Below are 21,458 nucleotides of genomic sequence, written 5' to 3' on the forward strand. Positions count from 1 at the left end.
CGGGATGCTCGGCGGCGCGCTGGCCGTCTCGGATTCGGCCCGTCCCGCCGGTCAACGTCCGCCCGCGGGCGCGCAGGACGACGAGGACGACGACTTCCTGCACTTCACCGAGGAGGACCTGACCTACCTCGAACCCGCCGACGAGGAGAACCCGCTCATCGGCCCGCTCGCGCCGACCACGCCCGCCGTCGTGGGTGAGTGGACCGGACGCGAGTGACCTGGCCGCTCAGCCCGGACCGGTTCGCCCTGGCCTGGGCGCGGGTGCACGGCGATCGGGTGCCCTACCCGCTCGCCGTGCGCACCACGGCCCGCGACGCCGCCGAACGCGCCCGGCAACGGCCCGCCCTCGAGGCGTGGTTCGCGAGTGCGCCCGCCGAGCTGCGCACCGCGCTGGCGGTGCTCGCGGCCCCCGAACTGCGGCTCGAGGCCGACGGCTGGACGGCGCAGGGAGCGGCGGCGGGCGCCGGCGCCCAGCCGGCGCCGGAGGTGGGGGCCATCTCGCCGGAAACCCTGGCCCGGCAGCCGGTTTCCCCGGGACCGGCCGTCTCCGCGCCCGTGCTGCCGCCCGTCGCCGAGCGGCGTGCGGTGCGCGTCCTCGCGGCGGTCGCCGGCGACACCGCGGCGCTGGCCGTCCAGGAGCCGGGCACGCTGCCCGACCGCGGCGGCGACGTGCTGGTGCGGCTCGGGAGCACCAAGGGCCTGGCCGCCGCGCTGTTCGCGCACCTCCCGGCCGTCCGCCCGGGGGCCGGACCCGCGCTGTCGGCGCCGCTGGACCGGGTCCGCGAGGACAGCCGCGACCTGGTGACCATGCCGGTCGCGGGCCCCGGCCAGGCCACCCGCATCCGCGCGCTGCTCAACCGCCCCCGCACCGGCGTCGGCCAGATCACCGTGGCGCCGGGCGCGGCGGGCCCGGTCTGCGGGGTGCTCTGCTGGCTCGACATCGCCGGTGACGGGCGGTACCTGGTGCACACCCGCGCCGACGTCGACATCGTGCCCGCCACGCCCGCCGCCACCGTGGACCGGCTGCGGCCGCTGCTCGGCGCGGCCGCCGCCGGGGCGCGCGTCAGCCGCTGACCCGGCCGCCGCCGCGCGCCGGATCGACGGGGGTGTTCTGCGCCGCGGCCAGCCACCAGCGTCCGTCGCGCTCGGCGAGCACGTAGAGCGCGACCTCGGAGAAGCCGCCGGGATCGACCGCCTGCCTGCGGATCTGGCACACCACGACGCCCGGCGACGGCGTGAACGACGCCACCACCTCGAAGCGGGACTCGGGCGCGGCGCCCTGCGCCATGAGCCCGTGGTGGATGGCGTTGAGGGTGTCGTACCCGTGGACGGTGGCGCCGAAGGGCGTGCCCCAGAGGATGTCGGCGGCGAAGGAGCTGTCGTAGCGGTCGGCGTCGGCGCGGGTGCCGCCGTCCTGGAGTTCGGCGGCCAGCGCGCGGGCCACGGTGTCGGCGGTGGCCGCCCCGGCGGGATCGCTCAGGCGCGGACGGGTGATTTCCGGTGTCGTGTTCACCCGGCCGACGGTAGAACCTCGACATTGGTTCAGGTCAAGGGGGCGTTGCGCCCGCGCCCGTACGGCCTACGGTGTGCTCATGCCGCTCTACGAATTCGAAGGCAAGCGACCGCAGGTCGATCCCACGGCGTTCGTCGCCCCGACCGCCTGTCTCATCGGCGACGTGCGGGTCGAGGCGGGCGCCTCCATCTGGTACGGGGCCGTGCTGCGGGCCGACCTCGCGCCCATCACCATCCGCGAACGGGCCAACGTGCAGGACAACGCCGTGCTGCACGTACCGCCGGGCGTGCCGATGGAGATCGGCCCCGGCGCGACCATCGCCCACAGCGTGGTCTTCCACGGCGCCTCGGTGGGCGCGGAGACGATCATCGGCAACGGCACCACCGTGCTCGATCTCGCGCGCATCGGCGCGGGCAGCATGGTGGCCGCGCATTCACTGGTCGCGCCGGGGACCGAGATCGGCGACGGGGTCCTGGCGGCGGGCTCACCCGCCCAGGTGCGCAAGCCGATCGAAGGCACCCAGGCCGAGGGCTGGGTCAAGCTGAATCCGGACTTCTACGCCGAGCTGGCCCAGCGCCACCGCACCGGCATCACCCCGGTGGACTGAGCCGCTCAGCCGAGGGCGAGGAAGTCGGCGAGCACCCCGAGTTCCTCCGGTGTGCCGGGCAGGTACTCGGTGAGCAGCGGGGAACGGATGATCACCGCCGCCCACATGGCCCGGCACAGCGCCGCGTGCACCAGATCCCGCGAGAGCAGCGCGGGCATGGGCGCGGGCGCGTCCGCCGGGGTGGAGGTGGTCAGCGAGACCAGCACGACGGCCGCCTCGCGCCCGTGGAACCGGTCCGGGGTGCCGACGAGCACGTCGTCGATCTTCGCGCGCGCGAGCAGGGTCCGGATCCGGGCCACCTGCGCGGCGTAGGGGGCGACGACGAGGATGTCGTGCGGGTGCAGCCTGCGGGTGACCTCGCCGACCGTCCAGGGCGCGCCGAGGAGCCCACGCACCCGGCGCACCACCTCCTTGGCCTCGGCGTCGGATTCGGTGGCGCAGCCCCGGTGCGGCACCGGCACCGTGCGCACGCCCGGCGCGACGCCGTCGAGCGTGCGGGCGAGGGTGACGGTCTCGTTGGCGCGCAGCCGCCCGTCGTAGTAGCGATCCGACACCGGCCCGCACACCGCGGGATGCGTGCGCCAGGTCCGGTCGAGGAAGTACCCGCGTTCGGCGGGCAGCGTGGCCGCGCCCTCGCACAGCCACTCCAGCACCGAGACGTCGATCGGCGCGGGGTGCGCGGCGGCCGCCCGGCTCGGCACCGGGTCGCCGACCAGCAGCAGGTTACGGGCGCTCGCGGCGACCGCGACCGTGTCGGCCAGGGCGCAGGTGCCCGCGTCGGCCACCACCAGCAGGTCGAGGGCGCCGCGCGCGATGAGCGCCTCGTCGGCGAAATCGGCGGGCGTGCCGCCGATCACGCAGCCGTTGACCGCGTTGTCCAGGAAGCGCGGGTAGCGGGCGGCGTCGATGGCCGACCATTCCGGCGCGACCGCCGCCACGTCCTTCTTGGCGACCAGCTCCGGCAGCAGCCCGGCGTCGACGACGGCGTCGAGGATCCGCTCGACCTCGGCATGCGAGCGGGCGACGACGCCGATGCGCCAGCGCCCGCGCGCGACCAGCCGTGCCACCGCGCGCGAGACCGTGGCCGTCTTGCCGGTGCCGGGCGGGCCCTGCACCGCCAGGTAGGAGGCGTCCAGCGCGCCCGCCGCGTCGGCGAGGGCGGCGGCCATGTCCCCGTGTACCTCGGGCAGGCCGTCCCGGTCGCGCAGGCGGGGCGGGCGACGGCAGAGCAGGTCGAAGACCGCGTTCTCGGGCACCCACGGCAGGGTCATGAGCAGGTCCTGTGCCACGAATTCCGCGGCCGACTCCAGCAGCCGATCGCCCTCGGGCTCGGCGGGCAGGACGGCGGCGGGCAGGTCGTCGAAGGCCGGGCAGCCCTCGGGCAGCAGCTCTTCCAGGCGCACGGTGTCGGCGAAGTCGGCGTCGACGGCGCAGCCGAGCACGGTGGCGGTGGCGGTGGCGCGCCTGCCGAGGGTCTGGGTCATACCCGCGGCGGCGGGGCCGTCGTAGAGGGTGATCATCTCGGTGCCGGGCGTCGGCGCGGCCCCGGTGCCGAGCCGGCCGGTGAGGGTGAGATAGCGCCGCATGGTCGGATGCTGGGGCGTGCGATGCCATTTCGTGTCGACGGTGCCCCACTCCGCGACGAAGACCCCGGGCGCGTCGGCCCACTCGCCGACCGGATGGCTGAGCCGGTCCCGCTGCGCCCACCAGCGGGCCTGGCGTTCGCGGCGGTGGTAGCCGAGCACGGCCGCGGCCAGGGAGGCCGCCTGCACCGCCTCGCCGCCCGGATCGGCGTCGAGGTAGTAGGAGTTGCCGGGTTCGGACTCGGCGGGGCCGCCGTGGCGGGCGAGCGGAGCGGACGCGTGCCCGGGGCCGCGCGGGTCCGGATCCCGTTCGGCCGCACCGTCTCCGCGCGGGCCGGACCGGTGTTCGCCCGCGCCCGTGGCGGATTCGTCGAACGCGGCGTCGGGAGACACGGGCTTCGCGTCGGCCGCGGCGAATTCGGCGAGGGCGGCCTCGAGGGAGGTGGGACGCAGCGAGGGCGGGGCGTCGGCGGCGGCGATGGCGAACCGCGCCCCCGGGACCTCGACCCCGGCGTCGGCGGCACGGTCGAGGAGCCAGTCGCGCAGGCCGAGGACCCGCTGTCCCGCGCTCTCGGCGCGGGCGGGCAGCAGGGCCGCCAGGTCGTCGAGACCGTAGGCGCGGGTGCCGACGAGCAGGCCGGTGCGCACCACCGGCGCGATGTCGACCAGGGCGCCCCCGGTGAGCAGGTCGTCGAGCCGGTCGACGCCGGCGCCGCCGCGAGCGGCCCACCGCAGCAGCGTGTCCCGGACGGCGGTGCCGTAGTGGTAGACGCGCATGTCCGGGTACGCCTCGTGCTGGCGGCCGATCAGCCCGAGCACGTCGTCGAGGATCTCGCCGGGGTCCGCCCCGTCGACCGGCATCGCCATGGCGGACTGGGCGTCGGCGATCTCCACCTCGGTGACCGCGCCCCGGTCGTCGAGGCGCAACGTCAGCGCGAGGTCGCCCGGGCTCGGCGCGGGCAGGGCGCCCAGCGCCTGCGGGTCGACCAGGCTGTAGGCGGTCGCGTTGGAATGCTCGCTGCGGAGCTGGATCCCGGCCTGCCTGCGCAGCGTGGCGAGCGCGCGCGGCGGGACGCCGGGGACCGCGGCGGCCTCGGTCGCGAGCCGGTCCAGGGTGAGCACGCCCGCCTCGCGCAGCCGGGCGCGGATCGTCGGCCGCATCCCGGCCACCAGCGACAGATCGCGGGCCGCTGCGGCTTCCGCGCGGCAGGTCGCGCACCGGCCGCAGGCGGGGTAGCGCGGGTCGCCCCACTGCACCGGCAGCAGTTCGATCAGCTTCTCGTCGACGATCTCCTCGACCCGGCGCCTGCGCGCGCGGTACACGGGCAGCAGATCGCGGGTCGCCCACGGTTGCGCGCCGTGGGGTCCGTGCACCGTCACCGCGGCCGCGACGGCGATCCCGTGCGCGGCGAGGGACTGCGTGGCGGCCGCGAGTTCGAGTGCGGCCGTGAGACTCTCCCGCGCCGAACGCACGGCGCCGTGCGGGGTGTAGCGGCCACGCCGGTCGGCGACGAGCGCGCCGGCCCGGCTCGCGAACCGGTCGTCGACGAAGACCGCGCCGCTCACCAGCGACGCGCCGGACCGCACGGCCTCGCCCGTGCGCCGGTGGGCCGCCGCCAGCGCGGCCGTCCAGGCTTCCGGGGAATCGGCGGGCCCGACCGGTAGCTCGATCCGCGCCACCGGCCCGCCGGGCGGGATCGGCGCGTCCGGGACAACCTGGTCGTCCGCGAGGAGACCCGCTACGCCGAATCCCGGTGCGGGAACGGGGCCGTCGAGATTGCCCAGCGCGGTGTCGAGGGCGCGCAGGAACGCGAACTCGCAGTCCGCGGCGCGCACGAGGTCACCGACGGTACCGACCACCCGATCACCGGACACGAACAAACGCGGCCCTCCTGCGACCTCACGGACACCGACGGCAACACCATAGCTAGCCGGGCTGACCTCGGCGAACGCCACCCGCCCCTAGGAGCGCGGCTTCCGCCGTTCCGGGCGCCGTCCGGCGTCGCGGTCACGCCGCGGACCACGGCTGTTGAGCCGCTGCGAGGGCGGGCCGGAGTCCAGCTGCAACTGGATGAGCACGCCGCTGATCCTGGTGCGGCGCAACGCTTCCAGCGTTTCGTCGGGCAACTTCGCGGGCAGCTCGACCAGGCTGTGGTCCGGGCGGATGCTGATGTGGCCGAAGTCGCTGCGGCGCAGGCCGCCCTCGTTGGCGATGGCGCCGACGATCGCGCCCGGCACCACGCGGTGCCGCTTGCCGACGCTGATGCGGTAGGTGGCCAGCTCGCCGCCGGTCTGACGCTGGAACGCGGGCGCGGGGCGGCGGCCGCCTTCCTCGTCGTCGAAGCGGCGCGGGGCGCGCTCGCGGCGGGGCCGCTCGGTGGGCTCCGGCTCGGGCTCCATGAAGAAGTTGTCGCCGTCGTAGGAGCCGATGGCCAGCGCCGCGGCGATGTCGGCCAGCGGGATGTCGTGCTCGCGCTCGTAGTCCTCGATGAGCTTGCGGAACAGCGCCAGGTTCGTGTTCTGCAGGTTCTCGGTGATGGCGTCGCCGAACTTCGACACGCGCTGGGCGTTGACGTCCTCGACGCTCGGCAGCTGCATCTCGGTCAGCGGGTGCCGGGTGGCGCGCTCGATGGCCTTGAGCAGGTGCCGTTCGCGCGGGGCGACGAACAGCAGCGCCTGACCCGAGCGGCCCGCGCGGCCGGTCCGGCCGATGCGGTGCACGTAGGACTCGGTGTCGTGCGGGATGTCGTAGTTGACCACGTGCGAGATGCGCTCGACGTCGAGGCCGCGGGCGGCGACGTCGGTGGCGACCAGGATGTCCAGCGCGCCGGACTTGAGCTGCCCGATGGTGCGCTCGCGCTGGTTCTGGGCGATGTCGCCGTTGATGGCCGCGGCGGAGAAACCGCGCGAGCGCAGCTTCTCGGCCAGTTCCTCGGTGGCCTGCTTGGTGCGCACGAAGATGATCATGGCCTCGAAGTCCTCGACCTCGAGGACGCGGGTCAGCGCGTCGAGCTTGCGCTGGTGCGACACCTGCACCCACCGCTGGGTGATGTTGGTGTTGGTCTGGGTCTTGGCCTTGACCGTGATCTCGACCGGGTTGTGCAGGTACTGCTTGGAGATCTTGCGGATCACGCTCGGCATGGTCGCCGAGAACAGCGCCACCTGCTTGTCGTCGGGGGTGTCGCGCAGGATGCGCTCGACGTCCTCCTGGAAGCCCATCTTGAGCATCTCGTCGGCCTCGTCGAGCACCAGGTAGCGCAGCTCGGTGAGGTCGAGCGTGCCCTTCTCCAGGTGGTCGATGACGCGGCCGGGGGTGCCGACCACGACGTGGGCGCCGCGGCGCAGGCCCGAGAGCTGGACCCCGTAGCTCTGGCCGCCGTAGATGGGCAGCACGTGCAGACCGGGGATGTGCGCGGAATACTTGCCGAACGCCTCGGCGACCTGGATGGCCAGCTCGCGGGTCGGGGCGAGCACGAGCGCGCTCGGCTTCTTCACCGTCGTGTCCAGACCCATGAGGATCGGGATGGCGAAGGCCGCCGTCTTGCCGGTGCCGGTCTGGGCGAGGCCGACCACGTCGGCGCCCTCCAGCAGCGGGGGAATCGTCGCCGCCTGGATCGGCGACGGCGACTCGTAGCCCACGTCGGCGATGGCCGCGAGGATGCGGTCGTCGATGCCGAGGTCGGCGAAGGTCGGGCCGTCGGCGTCGCTGTCGTCGTCGGCAGGAACGCTGTCGACCTGGTTGGTACTCATTGACCAGGAGTTTACTGCCTGGCGGTAGCTGTTCCGGTCACCGGGTGAATACGGTGAGACCTATGCAACTGACCGACCCCGCCGCGCATCAGCGACCGACCCCCGCCACGGTGACCGTCGCGGTCGTGCAATTCGCCCCCGGCACCGACACCGCGGCCAATCTCGCGGCCCTGCGCGAGCACGTGCGCGCGGCCGCCGAGGCCGGTGCACGTGTCGTCCTGGCCCCCGAGTACTCGATGTTCGCCGTGAGCAGGCTCGATGCCAGGGTCGTCGCCGCCGCGCAGCCCCTCGACGGCCCGTTCGTCACCGGGCTCGGCGCGGTGGCAAGCGAATTCGGGGTGCACCTGGTGGCCGGCGTCGTCGAGTCGACCGGCACCGCCGCGGCGCCCGGGGACCGCATCCGCAACACGCTGGTGGCGCTGGGGCCCGACGGCGCCCTGGTCACGCTGTACCGCAAGGTGCATCTCTACGACGCGTTCGGCTTCGTGGAGTCCGAGGTGGTCGAGCCGGGGCCGATCGCCGAACCCGCGCTGTTCGAAGCCGGCGGTGTGATCTTCGGCATGCAGACCTGTTTCGATCTGCGATTCCCGGAGGGGTCCCGGCGTGTCGCCGCGGCGGGTGCGCAGGTGTTGCTGCTGCCCGCGCAGTGGATCCCCGGCCCGGCCAAGGTCGACCAGTGGACGACGCTGCTGCGGGCCCGCGCCATCGAGAACACCGTCTACGTCGCGGCCGCCGACCAGGCCGCCCATCGCGGCGCCGGCGCCTCGATGATCGTCGATCCGGCCGGGCACGTGCTGGCCGAGCTCGGCGACACGCCGGGCGTGCTCACCGCCGAGATCGACACCGCGCACCTGGCCCGGGTGCGGGCCGCGAATCCGAGTCTGTCCCTTCGCCGTTTCGCGATCGTCGAGCGATAGGCAGCGCCGGGCGCGCGGAGTAGCGTCGGAGGCGATGGTCTATCCGGATCGCCTCGCCGCCGGACGCGCGCTCGGCGGATCGCTGACCCACCTGCGCGCGGCCGATCCGCTGCTGCTGGGACTCCCCCGCGGCGGCGTGCCGGTCGCCGTCGGCATCGCCGAGGTCATCGGCGGCCGCGTCGACGTCCTGCTGGTTCGCAAGCTCGGCCTGCCCCGGCACCCCGAGCTGGCGATGGCCGCGCTCGGCGACGGCGGCGTCCTCGTCCTCAACGACGACGTGCTGGCGCGCAGCGGGGTCTCCCCGGACGAGTTCGCCGAGGTCGAGGCGGCCGAACGGGCCGAGCTGGAACGCAGGCGGGCACTGTTGCGGGCGGGCGCGCCGCCGCCGGACCTCGCCGGGCGCACCGTGGTGATCGTCGACGACGGGATGGCCACGGGCGCCACCGTGGCCGCGGCGTGCCGGGTCGCGCGCGCCCGGCGGCCACGGCGGCTGGTGGTCGCCGTGCCGGTGTCGTCGCCGGAGGCGATGCACCGGGTGACGCCCGAGACCGACGAACTGGTGTGCCCGTGGGTGCCGGGGGAGCTCGGCGGTGTCGGCGGCGCCTACGACGACTTCCACCAGCTCACCGACGCCGAGGTCCTCGACCTGCTCGCCGCGCCGCCCGCGGGCCCCGCCTGATCAGCCGAAACACTGTCCTTCGCCGCGGTAGGTCGGCACCGACTCCCGGCCGCCGTCCGCGTCGACGAGGTGCACCGTGTCGAATCGCTCGCAGAGCTCGCCCGCCTTGGCGTGCCGGAACCACACGCGGTCCCCGATCTCGAGCCCGGCCGCGCCCGACAGCGGCGTCTGCACCTCGCCCGCGCCCTCGGACCCGAGCAGCTTCAGCCCGGCGGGCCACACCGGCAGCGGCACCCGGCTCGGCCCGGCGGGCCCGGAGGCGATGTAGCCGCCCGCGAAGACGGTGGCGATGTTCGGCGAGGGCCGTCGCAGCACGGGGGTGGCGAAGTACATGGCCGGGCGCGGCGTGAAGGACCGGTAGTGGTCGAAGAGGGTGGGGACGTAGAGCCCGGACCCGGCGGTCACCTCGGTGACATCGGGGTCGGCGACCGAGACCTCGATCGATCCGGTGCCGCCGCTGTTGACGATCTCGAGCGGACCCACCTGCGAGCGCACCGCGTCCAGCACCCGTACCCGGCGCCGGGTGATCTCGGCGGCGGAGAGCCGCTTGACCACCCGCACGGCGGGGTTGCTGTCGGGAAGTCCGGCGATCTGCGCCTCGTAGGTCATCACGCCCGCCACGGTGAACCCTTGGCGCACCGCCTCTTTCGCCAGTGCGGCGGCCTGGTCGGGGCTGCGCACCGGCGAGCGGCGCACGCCGAGGTGCAGCGGACCGATCCGCAGCGAGGCGTCGACGTCGAGGCACACGCGCGGGTGGGCGAGATCGGTGCCGAGCGCGTCGCGGACGAAGCTCAGCTGGGCGGGGTCGTCGATCATGAGGGTGACCGCGCCGAGCGCGACCGGGTCGGCGGCCAGCTCGCGCAGCGCGGCGCGGTCGACGGTCGGGTAGCCGAGCAGGACGTCGCGCGCGCCGAGGCCGACCAGCCACAGCGCCTCGCGCAGCGAGTAGGCCATGATGCCGGCGAAGCCGCCGCGGGCGGTGAGATCGGGGCCGAGCACCTCGGCGAGCACCGCCCGGCAGCGCACCGACTTGCTGGCCACCCGGATGGCGACCCCGCCCGCCCGGCGGACGAGATCGTCGGCGTTGGCGAGCAGCGCCGCCCGGTCGAGCGCCGCCAGCGGTGGGTCGAGGTCGGCGGTCGCCTCGTGCAGGACGGCCTGTGCGGTCATCGAGGTCACCTGCCTACTGAACCACCGATCTGGTCAGGCGTCCAGCATTTGCGGATCTCAGGCGTCGACAGCCTTCAGGGTCAGGCAGCCGACCAGGTCGTCGAGCACGATCACCACGGTCTCGTCATTACCGTCGGCCAGCCAGCGCAGCACGGTGCCGTAGAGCACCGACACCAGCATGGTGGCCAGCGAGTCGAGCGGTTCGAGCCATTGCGCGCCCGCCAGGCGCGCGCACAGATCAAGGAAGGCCGCGCCCTCGCCGTCCATCTGCTGGAAGATGTCGATCGACCCCTGCCCCACGGTGGTGCCGGTCCCGTTGACGCGCTCGCGCATGGTGTCGAGCGTGGTCTCGTAGGCGGCCAGCTGCCGGGTCGGGGTGGCGCGGACCGTGGGCCAGTAGGCGGTGAGACCGGCGTGCAGCAGCACTCGCAGCGCCCGCACACCGGAGGTGGTCAGGCCCGCCGCAGCCTGTTCGACGGCGACCCGTACGGGGTCACGCATTGTTTTCTCGGTAAGTTCTCGATTTGCGCTCAACAAAGGACTCCTCGGCAACTGACTACGCTGCCCGCCACAGTGCGATCGGATCGGCTCGGACGCTGCCCGCCCGCGGTGCCGATCCATCCAGCGACCTCGATGGTAGAAGGTTTTCTGGATCCGTGAACTGATTCAGTCGGCATTTTCAGACTGAAAGATTGTTTTGTTATCCGACCGCGATGTGCGGAAAACAGACTGGTCGGAAGGAATTTATCGGTCGGTACGCGGATTTCGCCACCCCCTCCCCCGGCGTGTCCGTCCCGACCACGGTACCGGCCCCGCCGCGCGCCGCTCGCCGATGTGGGGGAAGGCACAGTGACGAGCGGCCGAACAACCGTCACAAGTTCGGTGTCGACCGCGCAAAACTGCGCGTGGGTCGGTTACGTGCGCGGTTAGCCTTGATCGGTGACTCTTTCGCCGCCCGCAGACCAGTACTTCCTCAGCGGAACCTTCAATTTCCGTGACATCGGCGGCCTGCGCACGACGGACGGCGGCCGCACCCGCCCCGGCGTGCTGCTGCGCTCGGCCCAGCTGTCCGGGCTCGACGACCACGGCCGGACCGCCCTGCTCGGCCTCGGCGTGACCGCGGTCCACGACCTGCGCGGACCGGCGGAGATCGACACCATCGGCCACGACGCCCTCCCCGAACAGATCCGCCTGCTGGTCACCCCGTTCGACACCCGCCTCGACGACACCCCGCCGCACGAGGCGCGCACCCGCTCCGAACGCGAGCACATGCTCGGCGTCTACCGCGCGTTCCCGGAGCGGCCCGAGGCGCACCGGGCCATCGTCGCGCTGGCCACCGCGATCGCCGACGGCGACGGTGCGGTCCTGGTGCACTGCGCGGCGGGCAAGGACCGCACCGGCTGGGCGGTGGCCACCCTGCTGCGCGCGGTCGGCGTCACCGAGGAGGACGTCCTGGCCGACTACATGGCCTCGGCCGCGGGCGCCGAGGCGCTACGCAGGCTGCTGACCACCAGCTGGCCCGGCCGGATCGTCTCCGACGACCTGCTCGGCGTGTTCCCGGAGTACCTCCGCGCCTCCGACGAGGCGGTCCTCGACCACCACGGCAGCTTCGAGAACTATCTGAAGGCGGCCGGGCTCGGCGCCGGCCTGCGCGACCGGCTGCGCGCCAGGTTGCTGGCGGCCTGAACACCGCGCCCGATCGAGCGGGCCGTCCTCACAGCCCGCTGACCCGGCGTTCCCCTTCGCTGCGCCGCACAAGGCCGTTTCCGTCGATGCGCACGAGATCGCCTGTGCGGAACCAGTTCCCGGTGAAGCGGGTCAGGGCGGCGGCCGGATCGTTCCAGTAGCGGCGGCTGACACTCGGCCCGCGACAGAGCAGTTCGCCGACGCCCTCCCCCGCGCGCGGCCCGGTCAGCGCGACCTCGGTACCGCCGACGGCGAAACCGAGCAGCCCGGCCGGGTCGGCGTGGTCCGTGTCGTCGAGGGCGAGGCCGATACCGCTGGTCTCGGTGGCGCCCCACATCGACCACTGCCGCGCCCGCGGGAACACCTCGCGCAGCGCCGCCGCCGGGGCGGGCGCCCCGTCGGCGGCCCGCTCGGAACGATGACCCGCCTTGCTGATCCAGCGCACCCCGGTCGCGGCGGCGCCGTGGGCGCGCAGCAGCGGGAGCAGGCGGGTGAAGATGCGCGGGGTCGCCGAGAGCATGTCGATGCGCTCGGTGCACAGCGCCCGGGCGACGCCGCGGGAGTCGGGGGCGAGGACCACCGTGCCGCCGACGGCGAAGGTGGCCAGCATCTGGTCGACGCAGCCGCTGGCGTGCGACAGCGGAAGCAGGACCAGGTTGCGGATTCCGTCGGAGGGCAGGTCGAGCGCGCTCACCAGGGAACGGACCGCCGAGAGCAGGTTCTCGTTGCTCAGCTCCACCCCGCGCCGCGCGCCGGTCCCCGCGCCGGTGTAACAGAGCAGCGCCACGTCGCCGAGCGCGGCGCCGTCGTCGATGAAGGCGTGCCCGTCGGGCAGGGGCGCGTCCGGGCCGAGGACGAAGTCCGCGCAGCTGTCGGCCAGCACCCGCTCGGTCTCCCCCGCGTCCAGGCCGTCGGGTACCAGCACCGGTACCGCGCCCGAGAGCAGGGCGCCGAGGAAGGCCTGCACCCAGCGCGCCCCCGCGGGCATGCGCACCGCCACCCGGTCGCCGTAGCCGATGCCGTGGTTCTGCAGGCCGCCCGCGATCCGCGAGGCGCGGTGCCACAGTTCGCGATACGTCAGCCGGGGGCCGCCGACCTCGACGACCGCCTCGCGCGAGGTGAACGAATGCACGCGCAGATCCAGGAGTTCGGTGAGCGCCGGGCTGAGGTTGCCGTAGCGCAGCACCCCGTCGGCGCCGCGCGCGACCGGCAGGTCGGTCCCCAGTGCGCGCGCGGCGGGGAACTCGACGATGGTGGCCCCGGCCTCCGGTTCGCTGTCTCTCATCACAAACCTCCGGACGTCGCAGCAGCACCCCCGTCGACTATATGACGTGGATCACACTTCTGTCAGCGAACGCTACTGCCCCCGGTACGTCGCCTTGCCCGGGCCGACCGCGAGGAAGCTGCGCACCGCGCCCTTCAGGTCCTCGGTCGCGAACAGCTCGCCCGAGACCTGCGGGGTGACCGAATCGGCATGGGCCACACCGCCGGAGCGCCACGCGCCGATGATCTGCTTGGTCGCCGCGTGCGCGCGGGTCGGGCCGTCGGCCAGCCGGTGCGTCAGCGCCGTCGCCGCCGGTTCGAGGTCCTCGTGCACCGCGTTCACCACGCCCCAGTCGGCCAGGGTGGCGGCGTCGTAGAGGTCACCGGTCATGACGAACTCGCGGGCCCGGCCGGAACCGGCCCGCTCGGCCAGCCGCTGGGGGCCGCCCATCGACGGGGTCAGCCCGACCACGGTCTCCACGAGGCCGAACTTGGCCTTCGGCGCGGCCAGGATGATGTCGCAGGCCAGCGCGATCTCGAAGGCGGCGGTCAGGGTGAGCCCGTGCGCGGCGAAGACCACCGGGCACGGCAGCGCCTCCAGCGGGTGGATGATCCGGTCGAACAGGTCGCGCCACAGCTGGGCGCCCTGCTCGATGGACAGGCCGTCGAACACGTTGACGTCCACGCCGCCGGAGACCACCTTGCCCTCCGCGCGCAGCAGCACCGCCCGCGGCGGCTGGGCCGTCAGCGCGGCGATATCGGCGATCAGCGAGTCCATCAGCGCGCGGTCGAACAGGTTCAGCGGCGGGCTGGCCAGCGTCAGGGTCGCGACTTCGGCGCCGCCCGCGGTGAAGTCGCGGGACAGGCGGGTGGGCTGGTTTTCACTCATGCGCCTCAGCGTAAGGCCCGGCGGGGGGCGGATCTGGAAGACTGGAGCGGTGAGCGATGCCGATGCCGGTGCGGGGAGCTACGTCGAACCTGGCGAGTTCCGCCGCGACACCAACTACATCACCACGCGGATCACCGCCGACGGCCGTGACGGCTATCCCGTGGCACCCGACCGCTACCGCCTCGTCGCGGCCCGCGCCTGCCCGTGGGCGAACCGCACGCTGATCGTGCGCCGCCTGCTCGGCCTCGAGCCGGTGCTGTCGCTCGGCCTGTGCGGGCCCACCCACGACAAGCTCAGCTGGACCTTCGACCTCGACCCGGGCGGGGTCGACCCGGTCCTCGGCATCCACCGGCTGCGCGACGCCTACCTCGCGCGCTTCCCCGACTATCCGCGCGGCATCACCGTGCCCGCGATCGTCGACGTGCCGACCGGCCAGGTCGTCACGAACGACTACGCCCGGATCACCCTCGACTTCTCCACCGAGTGGACGCGATATCACCGGGACGGCGCGCCGCAGCTGTACCCCGAGCACCTGCGCGCCGAGATCGACGAGATCAACGACGAGGTGTTCCGCGAGGTCAACAACGGCGTGTACCGCTGCGGTTTCGCCGGGAGCCAGGACGCCTACGACGCGGCCTACGCGCGCCTGTTCGCCGCGCTCGACCGGCTGAGCGAGCGGCTGAGCACCCGCCGCTACCTCGTCGGCGACACCATCACCGAGGCCGACGTCCGGCTGTTCACCACATTGGTCCGATTCGACCCGGTCTATCACGGGCATTTCAAGTGCAACCGGACCAAGCTCACCGAGATGCCGGTGCTGTGGGCCTACGCCCGCGACCTGTTCGGCACCCCGGGGTTCGGCGACACCATCGACTTCGGTCAGATCAAGGAGCACTACTACGTGGTGCACCGCGACATCAACCCCACCGGGATCGTCCCGGTGGGACCCGACCTGTCGAACTGGCTCTCGCCGCACCACCGCGAGGAGCTGGGCGGACGTCCCTTCGGCGACGGCACGCCCCCGCCCCCGCCACCGGAGGCCGAGCGGGTGCCCGCGCTGGGCTGAGAGCACCGGCACACCCGGAACCGGCGCCCTGTCACCGGGCGTTGGGAAGATGAGCTGTCGGGGTTCCCGTCGCCTACAGTGGCGGCGGGTACGGGCGAAGAGGAGGACGACGCCGTGTTCAAGAACAGGCTGGAGAAGACCGTGGTCGACATTCTCGACTCCGGCTCCAAACTGCAGGCCCCGGCGGTGGCCAAGTACGTGAAGTTCCTGCGGGAGCGGCATCCCGGCGAGAGTCCGGCCCAGATCGTCACGCGCCTGGAACAGCAGTACCTGCTCGCGGTCACCGGCAGCGGCGCCGCGGTCGGCGCGACCGCCGCCTTCCCCGGCGTCGGCACCGTCGCCGCGCTGGGCGCGGTGAGCGCGGAGACCGTGTTCTTCATGGAGGCCTCGGCGCTGTTCACCCTGGCGCAGGCCCACATCCACGGCATCGCGCCCGAGGACAACGAGGCCCGCCGCTCGCTGGTCCTCGCGGTCGTGCTCGGCGACAGCGGCATGGCCATCGTGCAGAAGGGCCTCGGCACCTCCGCCAAGAACTGGACGAGCGCCTTCGCCGACCGCATCCCGGGCATGGCGGGCATCCACTCGAATCTGTTGCAGCAGTTCATCAAGAAGTTCATCACCAAGCGCGCGGCGCTCATGGCGGGCAAGGTGCTGCCCGCGGGCATCGGCGCGGCCATCGGCGCCGCGGGCAACCGCACCCTCGGCCGCAAGACGGTCGACAACGCGCGCAAGGCGTTCGGGCCCGCGCCGACGCACTGGCGCGCCGACAACCTGGTCATCGACGCCGACCCGCTGCCCGCGCTCGGCACGAAACCGCCCGCGATCACCCCGGCGCAGCGGACCAGGGCGAGCGAGCGGTGACGGCAGCGCCTCGGCCACCGGCCGTGCGGGTGCGCGGACTGGGCAAGCAGTACGAGCTGCTCACCGCGCTGAAGGATGTCAGCTTCACGGCGGCCGCCGGCGCGGTGACCGCGATCGTCGGCCCGTCCGGCGCGGGCAAGTCGACCCTGCTCGACATGGTGCTCGGCCTCCAGAAACCGGGCACCGGCACCGTGTCGGTCGGCGGGCCGGGCAGCGGCATCCGCCGTGTCGGCGCGGTCCTGACCCCGCGCGGCCTGCATCCGGGACGCACCGTCCGCGACCAGCTCGCGCTCTACGCCCCCGCGGCCGGGGCGTCCCGCGACCGCGTCGCGGCGCTGCTGGAACAGGTCGGGCTGACCGCCTCCGCGGGCAGGCCGGTCGCCGTGCTGAGCGAGGGCGAGCAGACCCGCCTCGCCCTGGCCGTCGCGCTGCTCGCCGATCCGCAGCTGCTCGTCCTCGACGCCGTCGACGCCGGGCCGGAGCCCGCCGAACGGGCGGGCGTCCTCGACATCGCCCGCGCGCACGCCCGTCGCGGCGGCACCGTGCTGCTCTCGGCGACCAGCCTGGCCGCGGTGGTCGCGGCCGCCGACCACCTGGTCGTCCTCAGCGAGGGCACGGTGGTCTGGCAGGGCACCCCCGAACGGCTGCGGCGCGGGCATCCGGACCGCCTGGTCGTCTCGGCCGCCCCGCCCATCGCGCTGGCCACCATGCTCGCCTCGGAGGGCTTCACCGACGCGGTGATGCGGCCCGACGGCAGGCTGGCCGTCGCCGAGGCGACCGAGGCGCAGATCCGGGCCGCCGCCGACCGGGCCCAGGTCCGGCTCAGCGCCATCGTCGCCGACCCCATCCACCCCGACCGGGTGCTCGCCTCGCTGACCACCCCGCGCCGCCCTCAGGTCCCCGCCTACGCCGGCGCCGCGTCGACCACCCCTGGGATGTCCCGATGATCACTCTGCCCGCCGATCTGGTGCCCGGCCTCGAGGTCGAGACCCGCAAGGTCGTCTCGCTGCGTCCCAGCAGGCTGTTGCTGGCCGGGCCCGTCGCGGTCGGCCTGGTCGGGACCCTGATCACCGCGCTCGTCTCGGGCGCCGCCGACCCGAAGGGCACGCCCGCGACGGGCGCCGCCACCATCGGGCTCTACCTGGGCATCCTCGCCGTCCTCGTCGCCGTGACCGTGCTCGGCGTCGGCGCGACCGCGGGCGAGTACAAGCGCGGCTCCCTCGCGCTGTCGCTGCTGTTCGCGCCCGACCGCGACCGCTTCCTCACGGCCAAGTACCTGACGCTCGGCCTGATGGCGCTGTTCGTCGCGCTGCTGACCGAGATCGCCTCGACCGGGGTGCTGCTGCTCGGCGCCCGCGGCAAGTTCGAGTTCGGCGCGCAGTTCCTGCAGGTCGTCGGCGCCGGGCTGCTGGCGGCGGTGTGCTGGGTGATCATCGGCGCGGGCACCGGTCTGCTGCTGCGCAACGTGAGCACCGCGCTGATCGTGCTGCTGGGCTGGGCGTTCGTCTTCGAGCCGCTGGTCTGGGCCGTCGCGGGCGGCGTCGGGCTCGGCGGGCTGTGCACGCTGCTTCCGGTGTCGGGCACGCTGGCCGGGGTCATGGCGGGGTCCTTCCCCGACAGCACCCTGTTCGCGCCCGCGCCCGCGGCCCTGGTGGTGCTGGTGTTCTGGGCGACCGTGGCCGGCGCGGCGGGCTGGTGGGACCTGCGCAGGCGCGATCTCTGACGAGCCCGCGGTGAGCACCGATCGCACCGGCTGGCTGACCCGGCTGTGGCGGCTGTGCCGTCGTCATCCCGGGCTGCTGGTGATCCTCGCCGCGTCGATCCTGACGGGCGCGGCGGTGGAGATCGCGGCGCCGCTGGTGACCAAGCGCGCCGTCGACGCCGCCGGCCTCGGGGACACCGCCGTCATCGGGGCGGCGGCCCTCGTCCTGTTGCTGCTGGCGCTGACCCGGTTCCTCGCCACCTTCGCCCGCCGGTTGTGGGCGGGCAAGCTCTCCCTCGACGTCCAGCACACCCTGCGGGTCTCGTTGCTGTCCTCGTTGCAGCGGCTCGACGGCGCGGGCCAGGACGGCCTGCGCACCGGGCAGGTCGTGTCGCGGTCGATCACCGATCTGCAACTGGTGCAGGGCTTTCTGGCCATGGTGCCGTGGTCGGGCCTGGCGGCGCTGCAGTTCGTGCTCGCCGTCGGGGTGATGCTGGTGCTCAGCCCGCCGCTGGCCCTGGCGGCCCTGCTGGTCGCGCCCGCGATGGGCGTGGTGGTGTGGCGCAGGCGGCCCGTGCTCTACGCCGCGACCTGGTCGGCGCAGCAGCGGGCGGCCGAACTCGCCGAGCACGTCGAGCAGACGGTGACCGGGGTGCGGGTGGTGAAGGGCTTCGGGCAGGAGGCGCGGATGGTCGACCTGCTCGAGGCCCACGGCCGCGCGCTCTACGCCGAGCGCATGCGCGCGGCCCGGATCAATTCCCGCTTCGCGCCGACGGTCTCGGCCCTGCCGCAGGCCGGGCTGGTCACCGTCATCGCGGGCGGCGGCTGGCTGGCCCTGCAGGGCACCATCGGCATCGGCACCTTCCTCGCCTTCACCGCCTACCTGGCCACCATGACCGCCTCCGCGCGCACCATCACCTCGGTGGTGGTGATGGCCCAGCTGACCCGCGCCGCCGCCGACCGGGTCTTCGAGGTGATCGACACCGGACCCGAACACACCGATCCCCCGCGCCCGGCCGAGCTGCCGGACAGGCCGCTCGGCGTCGAATTCGACCGGGTGAGTTTCGGATTCGAGCCGGGCCGCCGCGTGCTCACCGATCTCGATCTGCGCGTCGCGCCGGGCGAGACGGTGGCGATCATCGGCCCGGCGGGCTCGGGCAAGTCCACCCTGTCGCTGCTGCTGCCCCGGTTCTACCGCCCGGACGCGGGCGCCATCCGGCTGACCACGCGGGCCGACCCCGCCGCACCGTCCGGACGGGCGATCGACCTGGCCGACCTGCGCGCCGCCGACCTGCGCGCCGCGGTCGGCGTCGTCTTCGACGACCCGTTCCTGTTCTCCGACACCATCGCCGCCAACATCGCCCTCGGGCGGCCCGGCGCCACCGACGAGGAGATCAGGGCCGCCGCGAAGGCCGCGGCGGCCGACGCGTTCGTCACGGCCCTGCCGGACGGCTACGACACCGTCGTCGGGGAACGCGGGCTGACCCTGTCCGGCGGTCAGCGCCAGCGCATCGCCCTGGCGCGCGTCCTGCTGAACCGGCCGCGCGTGCTGGTCCTCGACGACGCCACCTCCGCCGTCGACGCCGTCACCGAGGCGGAGATCTTCGCCAACCTCCCCGACCCCGGCGACCGGACCACGATCATCCTGGCCCACCGCGAGTCGACCCTGGCCCACGCGGACCGGGTCATCCGGCTGCCCGGCCCGCCGCCGACCCCGACCGCCCCGACCGAGGCGGGGGCGGCCGCCCGCACGCCCGGATCCGCGACGGACACGCCCGGCGCGCCGTCGCGCCCCGCCCGGCCCGCCGCCGACGCGCCGCCGCGCCCCGGCCAGTACGCGTTCGCCAACGCCGCCGACAACGTCGCCGAGACACCGGAACTGCGGCGCACCCTCGAGTCGCTGCCGCCCGCCACCGAATCCCCCGGCCCGTCGGCGGGCCTGCGCGCGCCGGAACCCGGTTTCTCCCTCCCGCGGCTGCTGCGTCCCGTGCGGGCGCTGGTCGCGGTCGTCGCGGTCCTGCTGGTGGCCGACGCGCTGATCGGGGTCGCGTTCCCGCCGCTGGTCCGCTATGCCATCGACGCGGGCGTGTCCGGCGCGAACGAGGCCGCGCTGGCGCGCGCGGCGATCGCGGGCGTCGTGCTGGTCGCGGCGGGCTGGGTGGTCGCGGCGGCGAGCACCGTGCTGACGGCGCGGACCGGCGAGCGGGTGCTGTTCGCGTTGCGGGTGCGCAGCTACGCCCACCTGCAACGACTGGGACTCGACTACTACGAGCGCGAGATGTCGGGCCGCATCATGACGCGCATGACCACCGACGTCGACGCCCTGTCGACCTTCCTGCAGACCGGGGTCGCCACCACCGCGGTCGCGGTGCTGACCCTCGCCGGGATCGCGGTCGCGCTGGTCGTCCTCGACGCCGGGCTCGCCGTGGTCGTGCTGGCCACCCTGCCACCGCTGATCGTCGCCACGGTGGCCTTCCGCAAGGTGTCCTCGGTGACCTACCGGGTCTCGCGCGAGCGGATCTCGGCGGTCAACGCCGACTTCCACGAGAACATCGCCGGACTGCGCGCGGTCCAGGCCGCCCGCCACGAGCCGGTCGCCGCCGACCGCTTCGCCACCTTCTCCCGCCGCTACCGCGACGCCCGGCTCCGCTCGCAGCGGGCCATCGCCGCCTACTTCGCCTTCGTGGGGGCCTGGGCCGACGCCGCGCAGGCGGCGGTGATCTTCTTCGGTGCCCGCGCGGTGGCCGACGGGTCGACCAGCCCCGGCTCGCTGGTCGCGTTCATCCTCTACCTGGGCCTGCTGTTCTTCCCGATCCAGCAGCTCTCCCAGGTCTTCGACGGCTACCAGCAGGCCAGGGTCGGCCTGCGCCGCATCGGGGAACTGCTGCGGACCCCGTCCTCCATCGCCGCCGATCCGCCCGACGCGGTGGCCGTCACCGGTCGGCTGCGCGGCGAGATCACCTTCGACGACGTGCACTTCCGCTACCCGGGCACCAGCACGCCCGCGCTGTGCGGGGTCGGCTTCACCGTGCCCGCCGGCGCCACCCTCGCCCTGGTCGGGGCGACCGGCGCGGGCAAGTCCACGGTGGTCAAGCTGCTGGCGCGGCTCTACGACATTCCGTCGGAGACCACCGGAACAATCCGGGTCGACGGGATAGATCTACGTAAATTCATGCTCACCGACTATCGATCGCGGTTGGGAATTGTGCCCCAGGAAGCTCACTTGTTCACCGGCGACGTGGCGAGCAACATTGCATTCGGGCAACCGGACGCCACTCCCGATGACATCGAACGCGCCGCCGCGCGGGTCGGCGCGTCGGAAATGATCGCGGCATTACCGCGAAAAATGGACCAGCCGGTCGGGGAAAGGGGGCGCGGGCTGTCCGCCGGACAGCGCCAGCTCGTCGCGCTCGCCCGCGCCGAACTGGTCGACCCGGACCTGCTGCTGCTCGACGAGGCCACCGCGACCCTCGACCCGGCGACCGAGGCATCGGTGCTGGTCGCGAGCAGTTCGCTGAGCCGGGGCCGGACGACCGTCGTGGTCGCGCACCGGCTGGCGACCGCAGCCCGCGCCGATCTCGTCGCCGTCATCGATCACGGCCGCGTCGCCGAGTTCGGCACCCACGCCGAACTGGTCGCCGCGGGCGGCCCGTACGCGCGGCTGTGGGCTGCGGCGGGCGCGGGTGACGGAATATTCTCGGGCGGGGAACAGCGTCCGGCTCCGGAGCCGGGTCCGTAGCAACGCCGATTTGCCGCTGGGCATATGCTCGCA

At 73.8% G+C, this 21,458-nt stretch carries 17 protein-coding genes and 1 pseudogene; 11 read left to right on the top strand and 7 right to left on the bottom strand.

What is annotated here, in order from left to right; all coding sequences use genetic code 11:
* Positions 1 to 217: pseudogene (locus tag ON36_RS21740) on the top strand (hypothetical protein); the annotation flags it as partial.
* Entirely contained in the window at positions 214 to 1,074 is an 861-nt protein-coding gene (locus ON36_RS21745; protein WP_043656748.1) for an ESX secretion-associated protein EspG, read from the top strand. The pseudogene ON36_RS21740 and the gene ON36_RS21745, both read left to right, overlap by 4 nt.
* Here the strand turns inward: ON36_RS21745 and ON36_RS21750 are convergent.
* Positions 1,064 to 1,513 (bottom strand): nuclear transport factor 2 family protein, encoded by a 450-nt coding sequence (locus tag ON36_RS21750; protein ID WP_083885299.1) that lies wholly within the window; start codon positions 1,511 to 1,513, stop codon positions 1,064 to 1,066. The two genes, ON36_RS21745 and ON36_RS21750, sit on opposite strands and share 11 nt — an antisense overlap.
* Positions 1,514 to 1,592: 79 nt before the next feature.
* On the opposite strand from ON36_RS21750, the gene ON36_RS21755 reads away from it, so the two are divergent.
* Positions 1,593 to 2,120 carry a gamma carbonic anhydrase family protein gene (locus ON36_RS21755; protein WP_043656817.1) on the top strand — a complete coding sequence of 176 codons (528 nt, stop codon included), beginning with the start codon at positions 1,593 to 1,595 and terminating at the stop codon, positions 2,118 to 2,120.
* Positions 2,121 to 2,125: 5 nt separating this feature from the next.
* On the opposite strand, the gene ON36_RS21760 is transcribed toward ON36_RS21755, so the two are convergent.
* Together ON36_RS21760 and ON36_RS21765 are read right to left on the bottom strand one after the other, a co-directional pair.
* Positions 2,126 to 5,578, bottom strand: coding sequence for a bifunctional RecB family nuclease/DEAD/DEAH box helicase (locus tag ON36_RS21760; RefSeq protein ID WP_245558155.1), 3,453 nt, complete (start codon positions 5,576 to 5,578; stop codon positions 2,126 to 2,128).
* Between the two features lie 87 nt (positions 5,579 to 5,665).
* Positions 5,666 to 7,453 carry a DEAD/DEAH box helicase gene (locus ON36_RS21765; RefSeq protein ID WP_043656754.1) on the bottom strand — a complete coding sequence of 596 codons (1,788 nt, stop codon included), beginning with the start codon at positions 7,451 to 7,453 and terminating at the stop codon, positions 5,666 to 5,668.
* A gap of 62 nt (positions 7,454 to 7,515) precedes the next feature.
* On the opposite strand from ON36_RS21765, the gene ON36_RS21770 reads away from it, so the two are divergent.
* Positions 7,516 to 8,370, top strand: a complete 855-nt coding sequence (locus tag ON36_RS21770) for a carbon-nitrogen hydrolase family protein (RefSeq protein WP_052314231.1) — start codon at positions 7,516 to 7,518, stop codon at positions 8,368 to 8,370.
* Positions 8,371 to 8,404: 34 nt separating this feature from the next.
* Positions 8,405 to 9,049, top strand: a complete 645-nt coding sequence (locus ON36_RS21775; protein ID WP_043656757.1) for a phosphoribosyltransferase — start codon at positions 8,405 to 8,407, stop codon at positions 9,047 to 9,049.
* Here the strand turns inward: ON36_RS21775 and ON36_RS21780 are convergent, their stop codons facing one another.
* Entirely contained in the window at positions 9,050 to 10,219 is a 1,170-nt protein-coding gene (locus tag ON36_RS21780; protein ID WP_043656820.1) for an amino acid deaminase/aldolase, read from the bottom strand.
* Between the two features lie 57 nt (positions 10,220 to 10,276).
* A complete protein-coding gene (locus ON36_RS21785; protein ID WP_043656760.1) occupies positions 10,277 to 10,720 on the bottom strand; it encodes a hypothetical protein in 444 nt (147 codons plus the stop codon).
* A 438-nt stretch (positions 10,721 to 11,158) separates the two neighbouring features.
* On the opposite strand from ON36_RS21785, the gene ON36_RS21790 reads away from it, so the two are divergent.
* Complete coding sequence (locus tag ON36_RS21790) at positions 11,159 to 11,905, top strand: tyrosine-protein phosphatase (protein ID WP_043656763.1); 747 nt, start codon at positions 11,159 to 11,161, stop codon at positions 11,903 to 11,905.
* Positions 11,906 to 11,933: 28 nt separating this feature from the next.
* Here ON36_RS21790 and ON36_RS21795 read toward each other — a convergent pair whose 3' ends face one another.
* Positions 11,934 to 13,190 (bottom strand): class I adenylate-forming enzyme family protein, encoded by a 1,257-nt coding sequence (locus ON36_RS21795; protein ID WP_043656765.1) that lies wholly within the window; start codon positions 13,188 to 13,190, stop codon positions 11,934 to 11,936.
* A gap of 72 nt (positions 13,191 to 13,262) precedes the next feature.
* Positions 13,263 to 14,057, bottom strand: a complete 795-nt coding sequence (locus tag ON36_RS21800) for an enoyl-CoA hydratase/isomerase family protein (RefSeq protein WP_043656766.1) — start codon at positions 14,055 to 14,057, stop codon at positions 13,263 to 13,265.
* Positions 14,058 to 14,106: 49 nt separating this feature from the next.
* Between ON36_RS21800 and ON36_RS21805 the strand changes: the two genes are divergently transcribed.
* The 5 genes from ON36_RS21805 (at position 14,107) to ON36_RS21825 (ending at position 21,425) form a co-directional block, all read left to right on the top strand.
* Entirely contained in the window at positions 14,107 to 15,123 is a 1,017-nt protein-coding gene (locus ON36_RS21805) for a glutathione S-transferase family protein (protein ID WP_043656768.1), read from the top strand.
* Positions 15,124 to 15,237: 114 nt separating this feature from the next.
* A complete protein-coding gene (locus ON36_RS21810; RefSeq protein WP_245558156.1) occupies positions 15,238 to 15,984 on the top strand; it encodes a hypothetical protein in 747 nt (248 codons plus the stop codon).
* Positions 15,981 to 16,931: an ATP-binding cassette domain-containing protein gene (locus ON36_RS21815; protein WP_043656770.1), complete on the top strand. Its 951-nt coding sequence runs from the start codon at positions 15,981 to 15,983 to the stop codon at positions 16,929 to 16,931. The genes ON36_RS21810 and ON36_RS21815 overlap by 4 nt, the downstream gene beginning before the upstream one ends.
* Positions 16,928 to 17,707, top strand: coding sequence for an ABC transporter permease (locus ON36_RS21820; protein WP_043656773.1), 780 nt, complete (start codon positions 16,928 to 16,930; stop codon positions 17,705 to 17,707). The genes ON36_RS21815 and ON36_RS21820 overlap by 4 nt, the downstream gene beginning before the upstream one ends.
* Positions 17,708 to 17,717: 10 nt before the next feature.
* Complete coding sequence (locus tag ON36_RS21825) at positions 17,718 to 21,425, top strand: ABC transporter ATP-binding protein (protein ID WP_052314232.1); 3,708 nt, start codon at positions 17,718 to 17,720, stop codon at positions 21,423 to 21,425.
* The last annotated feature ends 33 nt before the right edge of the window (positions 21,426 to 21,458 follow it).

Origin of the sequence: Nocardia thailandica NBRC 100428, from assembly GCF_000308795.1 — a bacterium.
GTDB lineage: Bacteria > Actinomycetota > Actinomycetes > Mycobacteriales > Mycobacteriaceae > Nocardia > Nocardia thailandica.

Coding starts and splice junctions, on each gene's coding strand:
- ON36_RS21775 (WP_043656757.1), top strand. CDS start 8,405: ATGGTCTATCCGGATCGCCTCGCCGCCGGACGCGCGCTCGGCGGATCG.
- ON36_RS21770 (WP_052314231.1), top strand. CDS start 7,516: ATGCAACTGACCGACCCCGCCGCGCATCAGCGACCGACCCCCGCCACG.
- ON36_RS21795 (WP_043656765.1), bottom strand. CDS start 13,190: ATGAGAGACAGCGAACCGGAGGCCGGGGCCACCATCGTCGAGTTCCCC.
- ON36_RS21800 (WP_043656766.1), bottom strand. CDS start 14,057: ATGAGTGAAAACCAGCCCACCCGCCTGTCCCGCGACTTCACCGCGGGC.
- ON36_RS21820 (WP_043656773.1), top strand. CDS start 16,928: ATGATCACTCTGCCCGCCGATCTGGTGCCCGGCCTCGAGGTCGAGACC.
- ON36_RS21785 (WP_043656760.1), bottom strand. CDS start 10,720: ATGCGTGACCCCGTACGGGTCGCCGTCGAACAGGCTGCGGCGGGCCTG.
- ON36_RS21755 (WP_043656817.1), top strand. CDS start 1,593: ATGCCGCTCTACGAATTCGAAGGCAAGCGACCGCAGGTCGATCCCACG.
- ON36_RS21765 (WP_043656754.1), bottom strand. CDS start 7,453: ATGAGTACCAACCAGGTCGACAGCGTTCCTGCCGACGACGACAGCGAC.
- ON36_RS21780 (WP_043656820.1), bottom strand. CDS start 10,219: ATGACCGCACAGGCCGTCCTGCACGAGGCGACCGCCGACCTCGACCCA.